Genomic DNA, 7,676 nt, shown 5'->3' on the forward strand with positions numbered 1-7,676 from the left:
CATCATCCGCCCCTTCGAGGCCCCTTCCCGCGAGGGGAGAAGGGGCATTGCCGCCGCCCTACCCCCGCCGGCTGTGCTTGACGATCTCGATACTGTGCGTGCGGATCTTCTTGCGCAGCGTGTTGCGGTTGAGGCCCAGAAGCTCGGCCGCCTTGATCTGGTTGCCGCCGCAGGCATTGAGGGCCATGGCGATCAGCGGCGCTTCCACCTTGTCGAGCACCCGCTGGTAGAGCCCGGCCGGCGGCAGTTCCGGCTCGTGTTCGCGCAGCAATTGGCCGACATGGGTTTCCACGGCCATGGACACGTCCACGGCGCCGGCGGCGCCGGCCGCCACCGGCGGTTCGGCGACATGCAGCTCATGCTCGACGATTTCGGCGGAGATCGATTCATCGGCGTAGAGCGCCGCCAGCCGCCGCACCAGGTTTTCGAGCTCGCGCACATTGCCCGGCCAGGCATAATTCTGCATCAGCCGGATGGCTTCGGGCGTGATCGACTTGACCGGTTCGCCTTCGGGCTGGGCGTCCTTGAGGAAATGCAGCGCCAGATCGCCCACATCGTCTACGCGCTCGCGCAGGGGCGGCAGGCGGATCGGCACGACGTTGAGCCGATAATAGAGGTCTTCGCGGAACAGCCCCTGCCTTATCATCTGGCCGAGGTCGCGATGGGTGGCGGCGACGATGCGCACATTGGTCTTGATGGCGTGCCGCCCGCCCACCATCGTATATTCGCCCTCCTGCAACACCCGCAGCAGGCGCGTCTGGGCATCCATCGGCATGTCGCCGATTTCGTCGAGAAACAGCGTGCCGCCCTCCGCCTGCTCGAAACGCCCCGAGGAGCGGGTATTGGCGCCGGTGAAAGCGCCCTTTTCGTGCCCGAAAAGCTCGGCCTCGATCAGGTCGCGCGGAATGGCCGCCATGTTGATGGCGACGAACGGCCCGTTGCGCCGCCGGCCGAAATCATGCAGCGCCCGCGCCACCAACTCCTTGCCGGTGCCGCTTTCTCCCGTCACCATTACGGTCAGGTCGGTCTGCATCAGCCGCGCCAGCGCCCGGTAGATGTCCTGCATCGCCGCCGAGCGCCCGACCAGCGGCATGGTCTCTTCCGGCTCCACCGCAAGGCGTTCGCGGTTTCCCGGCTTGCGGGCATCGGCCAGCGCCCGCCCCACCACCGAAAGCACCTCGGTGATGTCGAAAGGCTTGGGCAGATATTCATACGCTCCCACTTCCGAGGCGCGGATGGCGGTCATGAAGGTATTCTGCGCGCTCATCACGATCATCGGCAGGTCGGGGCGCAGCTTCTTGATCTTGGGCATCACCTCGAAGGCATTGCCGTCCGGCAGGGCCACGTCGGTGATGAGGATATCGCCCTCGCCCCGGCTCACCCAGTTCCACATGGTCGAGATATTGCCGGTGGGGCGCACCTCGTAACCGGCCCGGGTCAGTGCCTGGTTCAGCACCATGCGAATGGCGGCGTCGTCATCGGCCAGCAGCACGACATGGCTCATCCGGCCATTTCCTCTTCATTGCTTGTTTGCAGCGCGCCATTGGCGACGGGCAGCAGGATGCGGAAGCGGGTCTTGCCCGGCCGGCTCTCGCAATCGATCACGCCGCCATGGTCGCCCACGATCTTGGCCACCAGCGGCAGGCCCAGCCCCGAGCCATTGGTCTTGGTGGTGACGAAGGGATCGAAAAGGAACGGCAGCAGGTCGGGCGGCACGCCGGGGCCGTTGTCCTCGATGATGATTTCCAGCGGCAGCGAGATGCGCTCGGCCACCCCGGTGACGCTGATGCGCATGCCGGGCCGAAAGGCCGTCGAAATTTTGATTTCTGGTTTCTGTGTTCTTTCAATGGCTTCCGCCGCATTCTTCACCAGATTAAGGAACACCTGAATGAGTTGGTCGCGATTGCCATAGACCGGCGGCAGCGAAGGATCGTAGTCCTCGGCGAAGCTCGCCGCGCGCGCCACGCCGTTGCGTGCCAGGAGTTTCACCCGGTCCAGCACCACATGGATGTTGATCGGCTCGCGCTCCATCGGGCGCTCATCGCCGAACACCTCCACCCGGTCGATCAATCCCACGATGCGGTCGGTTTCCTCGCGGATCAGCCGAGCCAGCGGGATTTCGTCTTCATTGACGGTCTGCTCCAGCAATTGCGCCGCGCCGCGAATGCCCGAAAGCGGGTTCTTGATTTCATGGGCCAGCATCGAGGCCAGCCCCGTCACCGAGCGCGCCGCCCCGCGCGACACCATTTGCCGGTCGATCTTGTCGGCCATGGTGCGCTCCTGGATCATCAGGGCGATGCGCCCGTCGCTGTCGGAAAGCGGGCTGGCGAAGACATCGGCGATGCGCTCGTCGCCGATGCGGGACGAGCCCACCATCACGCGATATTCGATCATCGCGGCGCGCCGTGTCGCCACCGTTTCCACCAGGCTGATGATGGGCGAGCCGAAAGCGATGAGGTCGTCCAGCCGCTGGCGCGTCAGCACGCTTTGCGAGGCGCCGAAAAACGTCTCGGCGGCATAGTTGGCGAAGACGATCTGCCGGCCCTCGCCGCAAACGATGATAGGCTGCGGCAGCGCCTGCAACACCGCCATGGCCGGCACGAGGCTCATGCGGCCGCCCTCCCCGGCTCGGAAAAGATCACGGCAAGCCGCGCCATCACCTCGGCCGGGCTTTCGCAATTGAGCAGTTCGGTGCGGCTGGCCTTGTCTATCAGCACCCCGGCGGCGTCCATATACCAGTCCAGATGCTTGCGGGCCGCGCGCAGGCCCACGGCCACGCCATATTCGACCAGAATATCCTCGTAATGCTCGATGACCAGCGCCGCCAGCGCCTCGCCTTCGGGCGCCTGCGGCAGCGTCGCGCCGGCCAGGCCGGCCCCCACCTGACCCACCAGCCAGGGCCGGCCATGCGCCCCCCGGCCCAGCATCACTGCGGATGCCCCAGACAGGCGCAGCGCCTCGCGCGCCGTGGCCAGGTCGACGATATCGCCATTAACCACCACCGGCACGTCGACCGCCTCGACCACGGCGCGCACCGGCTCCCAGCGCGCCTGGCCCTTGTAGAATTGCTGGCGCGTCCGCCCATGCACGGTAATCATCCGCACCCCGGCCTCGACGGCCCTGCGGGCGATATCGGCGGCATTGAGGCTGTCGTCGTCCCAGCCCAGCCGCATCTTTACCGTAACCGGCAGCGGCGTTGCGCCCACCACGGCCTCCACCAGCGCAATGGCCTGGTCGGGCACGCGCATCAGCGCCGAGCCCGAATAGCCATTGGTGACGCGCTTGGCCGGACAGCCGAAATTGATGTCGATGATGTCCGCCCCGGCGTCATGGGCGATTTCCGCGCCGCGCCGCATCCATTCGGCTTCGCATCCGGCCAACTGCACCATATGGGGCAGCGTTCCGGGGCGGCCGAGCTTGCGGGCCATGTCGTGATTGCCCACCGCCAGAGCATTACTGGCAATCATCTCCGACACCACCATGCCGGCGCCGAAGCGCTCGGCCAGCTTGCGGAAGGGCCGGTCGGTGATTCCCGCCATGGGCGCGAGGAACGCCCCATTGCGCACCACATGCTCGCCAATGCTCACCGCGCGGGCAGCTTCAGTCACCAAATGCACCATAAATGTTCATATCGAGGGAACTGCCTTCACAATAATCAAAATGACGGATGGCGCAACACGTCATGGCAGGGTTGCGGGCGTGCGGCAGCCCTGCACTTGCCGCATGGCAGGCCGAAGGCTAGACCTCGCCCAACAGAGCTTTTGCCGGATCGGGGGTCATGCGTTCAAAATCCATCGCCGTCATCATCGTTGCCGCCGGCAAGGGTGAGCGCGCCAGCAATGGCGACGCGTCCGGCCCCAAGCAATATCGCGCCGTCGGCGGCGTGCCGATCCTGGCCCGCAGCATCGCGGCCTTCCTCAACCGGCCCGAAATCGCCATGGTCCTGCCCGTCATCCATGCCGGTCACGCCGGGCTTTACGAGGCGCTGGGGCTTGCCGGCGAGCGCCTGCTCCCTCCCGCTATCGGCGGCGACACGAGGCAGGCTTCGGTGCTGGCCGGGCTTCAGGCCCTGGCCCCGAAAAATCCCGATATCGTGCTCATCCACGACGCCGCGCGCCCCTTCGTTTCGGCCCGATTGATCGCCGAGGTCATCTCCGGGCTGGAGGGGGCCGATGGCGCCCTGCCCGCTCTGCCGGTCACCGACACCATCAAGCGCGCGCCCGACGGCAGCCTCGTGGCCGCGACCGAGGATCGCGCGACGCTGTTTGCCGCCCAGACGCCGCAGGGCTTCCGCTTCGGCCCCATCCTGTCCGCCCATATGCGCGCGGCCAGCCTGCCCCGTCCGTTCACCGACGATGCGGAAATCGCCGAATGGGCTGGCCTGCGCGTCGTGCTGACGCCGGGCGGCCGCGACAATATCAAGATCACCCATCCCGAGGATTTCATCCGCGCCGGGCATATCCTTGCAGGAGAAGAACCCATGGAAACCCGCATCGGCACCGGCTACGACGTCCACAGCTTCGCCCCCGGCGATGCCGTGTGGCTGGGCGGCGTGCGCATCCCCCATCATCACAAGCTTGACGGGCATTCCGATGCCGACGTCGCCCTTCACGCCCTTACCGACGCGCTTCTCGGCGCCATCGGCGAAGGCGATATCGGGGTGCATTTTCCCCCCTCCGATATGCGCTGGCGCGGTGCGGCCTCCAGCGTTTTTCTCAAGCATGCCGGAGAGTTGGTTGCGCGCGCCGGTGGGCGCATCGTCAATCTGGACGTGACAATCGTGTGCGAAGCGCCGAGAATTGCCACTCACGCGCCCGCGATGTGCGCCGTCATCGCCGAAACGCTCGGCATTTCGGCCCGCCGCGTCGCCGTGAAGGCAACAACGAACGAAAAGCTCGGTTTTCTCGGGCGGGAGGAAGGTATCGTGGCCATGGCAAGCGCAAGCGTAGAACTGCCGAGAGGCGACTGACATGGCGGCAAAGGCAAAGCCCTCCGTGGGCCGTCAGGTTCTCGATATCCTCATCCAGGCCGACAAGACCATCGCCACCGCCGAAAGCTGCACCGGCGGGCTGATCGCCGCGGCACTGACCGATATTCCCGGCTCCTCGGCTGCGGTCTATGGCGGCTTCATCACCTATTCCAACAGCGCCAAGGCGCGGATGATCCAGGTGCCGCCGCGTCTGATCCGTGATTATGGCGCGGTCAGCAACCAGGTCGCCCGCGCCATGGCCGACGGCGCCCGCAATACCGCGCGCACCGATTTGGCCGTCGCCGCCACCGGCATTGCCGGCCCCGGCGGGGGCAGCGAGAAAAAGCCGGTGGGACTGGTCTATATCGCCGTCTCCACCGAGCTGGCCACCGTGGTCATCGAGCATCGCTTCGGCGATATCGGCCGCGCCGAAATCCGCCAGGCCACCGTCGCCGCCGCTCTCGACCTCATCCTTCAGGTGCTCACCACCGACGAGGCCAAATACGGCAAGCAGCCCATCACCACCCCCCCATGCTCTTGGCACAAAAAACCCGGGAGCGCGTCTGCGCTGCCCGGGTTGTTTCTTGCGCCCTTAGCGGCCCTTGACCACCGAGAAGCCGGCATATTTCGCCGAATCCCCGAGCTGTTCCTCGATGCGGATGAGCTGGTTGTACTTGGCCAGCCGGTCCGAGCGCGACAGCGAGCCGGTCTTGATCTGCCCGCAATTGAGCGCCACGGCGAGGTCGGCGATGGTGGAGTCCTCGGTTTCGCCCGAGCGATGCGACATCACCGAGGTGTAGGCGGCGCGATGGGCCGTATCGACGGCATTGAGCGTTTCCGACAGCGAGCCGATCTGGTTGACCTTGACCAGGATGGAATTGGCCACACCCATCTTGATGCCCGAGACCAGGCGCTTGGTGTTGGTGACGAAAAGATCGTCGCCCACCAGCTGCACCTTGTTTCCGATCGCCCGGGTCAGCGCCTTCCAGCCGTCCCAGTCGTCCTCGGCCATGCCGTCTTCGATGCTGATGATGGGGAAGCGGCCGACCAGGTCTTCCAGGAACCGCACATTGTCATCCGATGACAGCGACTTGCCTTCGCCCGCCATCTCGTATTTGCCGCCCTTGTAATATTCGGTCGAGGCGCAATCGAGGCCGAGGAAGATGTCCTCGCCGGGACGATAGCCGGCCTTTTCGATGGAGCGCATGATGAAGCCCAGCGCGTCATCGGCCGATTTCAGGTTCGGCGCGAACCCGCCCTCGTCGCCCACATTGGTGTTGTGGCCATCGGAGGCAAGGCCCTTCTTGAGCGTATGGAAGATTTCCGAGCCGATGCGCACCGCGTCGGCCAGGCTTTCCGCGCCGGCGGGCAGGATCATGAATTCCTGCATGTCGATGGGATTGTCGGCATGCTCGCCGCCATTGATGATGTTCATCATCGGCACCGGCAGCACATGCGCGTTCGGGCCCCCGATATAGCGGTAGAATGGCAGCTCGCTCGATTCTGCGGCGGCCTTGGCCACGGCGAGCGACACCCCGAGAATGGCGTTGGCGCCCAGGCGCGACTTGTTCGGCGTGCCGTCGAGATCGATCATGGCCTGGTCGACGGCCAGCTGATCGAGCGCATCCATGCCCTGGATTTCCTCGAAGATGGCCGAGTTGACGTTTTCGACCGCCTGGGTCACGCCCTTGCCATTGTATTTCTTGCCGCCATCGCGCAGCTCCACCGCCTCATGGGCGCCGGTGGAGGCCCCGGAAGGAACGGCGGCGCGGCCGAAGCTGCCATCGTCCAGCACCACATCGACTTCGACCGTGGGATTGCCGCGGCTATCATAGATCTGGCGCCCGCTGACATGGATGATTGAAGACATCGGATAGCCTTTCCACGCTGGTTTAAGTCGTTTGCAGCCCTCTCCTAGACGCGCGGGATGACAAGGGAAAGAGGGAGAAGCAAAAAAATGCCGCTTTGGCCGGCGCCGGGCTCCCACCGGCGTTGTTCGCATCGGGGTTATCGGTAGTATTTATTATGGGCGGGCCGGAATCAGCCTCCCGGTCCAGCCCGTCACCATGCCGCCGCGAGCGGCCAGACCCCGGGAGGAACTATGAGCACCGCAACGATCAGGCAGGTGGCGCATGTCTGCATTTTCGCGCATGACCTGCAGGTCACACAGGATTTCTACCGCGACGTGCTGGGGCTGGAAAAAGCCTTCGATTTCAAGCGCGGCGAGGACTGGATCGGCTTTTATCTCGATCTGGGCGGGCGCAGTTTCATCGAGGTCTTCCGCAAGGCAGAATCGCGCTTTGCCGAGACTGACCAGATCAACCATATCTGTCTGGAAACCGAGGACCTCGACGGGCTCATCGCCGGCGTTCGCGCCAAGGGCGTTGCCATCACCGACAAGAAGCGCGGTGCCGACGGCACCTGGCAGGCCTGATGGCCGATCCTAATGGGGTGAAGCTGGAAATCTTCCAATATACGCCCGAGAGCCTGCAATTCGCCCCGCGCGGCGCCATCTGCCAGGTCGACTGGTAGGCTCGCGCCACCCGAAGCCCGTCTTTCCACGATGTCATTCCGGCACAGGTCGGAATGACCCAGTGGATGGGCAAGCCTTACCCCTATTCCTCGCGCTTGTGCCCGTCCACCTGCTTGTCCGCGCGCGCCTTTTCCGTTTCCTGCTTCAGCTTTTCCGCCTTGGTGCGGCCGAACA

7 protein-coding genes and 1 pseudogene are annotated in these 7,676 nt (G+C 65.0%); 3 read left to right on the forward strand and 5 right to left on the reverse strand.

Features of this window, described 5'->3' with window-relative positions:
* Window positions 1-58: 58 nt before the first annotated feature.
* From ntrC to dusB, 3 genes are read right to left on the reverse strand one after another with little or no spacing between them, the layout of a single operon-like run.
* Window positions 59-1,504: a nitrogen regulation protein NR(I) gene (gene ntrC, locus VDP82_RS11210; protein ID WP_323014932.1), complete on the reverse strand. Its 1,446-nt coding sequence runs from the start codon at window positions 1,502-1,504 to the stop codon at window positions 59-61.
* Entirely contained in the window at window positions 1,501-2,610 is a 1,110-nt protein-coding gene (locus tag VDP82_RS11215; RefSeq protein ID WP_323014933.1) for a two-component system sensor histidine kinase NtrB, read from the reverse strand. Before VDP82_RS11215 ends, ntrC begins: the two co-directional genes overlap by 4 nt.
* Window positions 2,607-3,608: a tRNA dihydrouridine synthase DusB gene (gene dusB / locus VDP82_RS11220; protein ID WP_323014934.1), complete on the reverse strand. Its 1,002-nt coding sequence runs from the start codon at window positions 3,606-3,608 to the stop codon at window positions 2,607-2,609. Before dusB ends, VDP82_RS11215 begins: the two co-directional genes overlap by 4 nt.
* A 170-nt stretch (window positions 3,609-3,778) precedes the next feature.
* Between dusB and VDP82_RS11225 the strand changes: the two genes are divergently transcribed.
* Window positions 3,779-4,969: a bifunctional 2-C-methyl-D-erythritol 4-phosphate cytidylyltransferase/2-C-methyl-D-erythritol 2,4-cyclodiphosphate synthase gene (locus VDP82_RS11225; RefSeq protein ID WP_323014935.1), complete on the forward strand. Its 1,191-nt coding sequence runs from the start codon at window positions 3,779-3,781 to the stop codon at window positions 4,967-4,969.
* 1 nt (window position 4,970) lies between these two features.
* Window positions 4,971-5,453, forward strand: a pseudogene (locus VDP82_RS11230) (CinA family protein); the annotation flags it as partial.
* A gap of 108 nt (window positions 5,454-5,561) precedes the next feature.
* On the opposite strand, the gene eno reads toward VDP82_RS11230, so the two are convergent.
* Window positions 5,562-6,839, reverse strand: coding sequence for a phosphopyruvate hydratase (gene eno, locus VDP82_RS11235; RefSeq protein ID WP_323014936.1), 1,278 nt, complete (start codon window positions 6,837-6,839; stop codon window positions 5,562-5,564).
* 231 nt (window positions 6,840-7,070) lie between these two features.
* Between eno and VDP82_RS11240 the strand changes: the two genes are divergently transcribed.
* Window positions 7,071-7,403: a VOC family protein gene (locus tag VDP82_RS11240; RefSeq protein WP_323014937.1), complete on the forward strand. Its 333-nt coding sequence runs from the start codon at window positions 7,071-7,073 to the stop codon at window positions 7,401-7,403.
* Between the two features lie 181 nt (window positions 7,404-7,584).
* On the opposite strand, the gene VDP82_RS18065 is transcribed toward VDP82_RS11240, so the two are convergent.
* A partial coding sequence (locus VDP82_RS18065; RefSeq protein WP_416347103.1) for a DUF4169 family protein occupies window positions 7,585-7,676 on the reverse strand: 92 nt, incomplete at its 5' end.

Source organism: Devosia sp., from assembly GCF_034675085.1.
Taxonomy (GTDB): Bacteria; Pseudomonadota; Alphaproteobacteria; order Rhizobiales; family Devosiaceae; genus Devosia.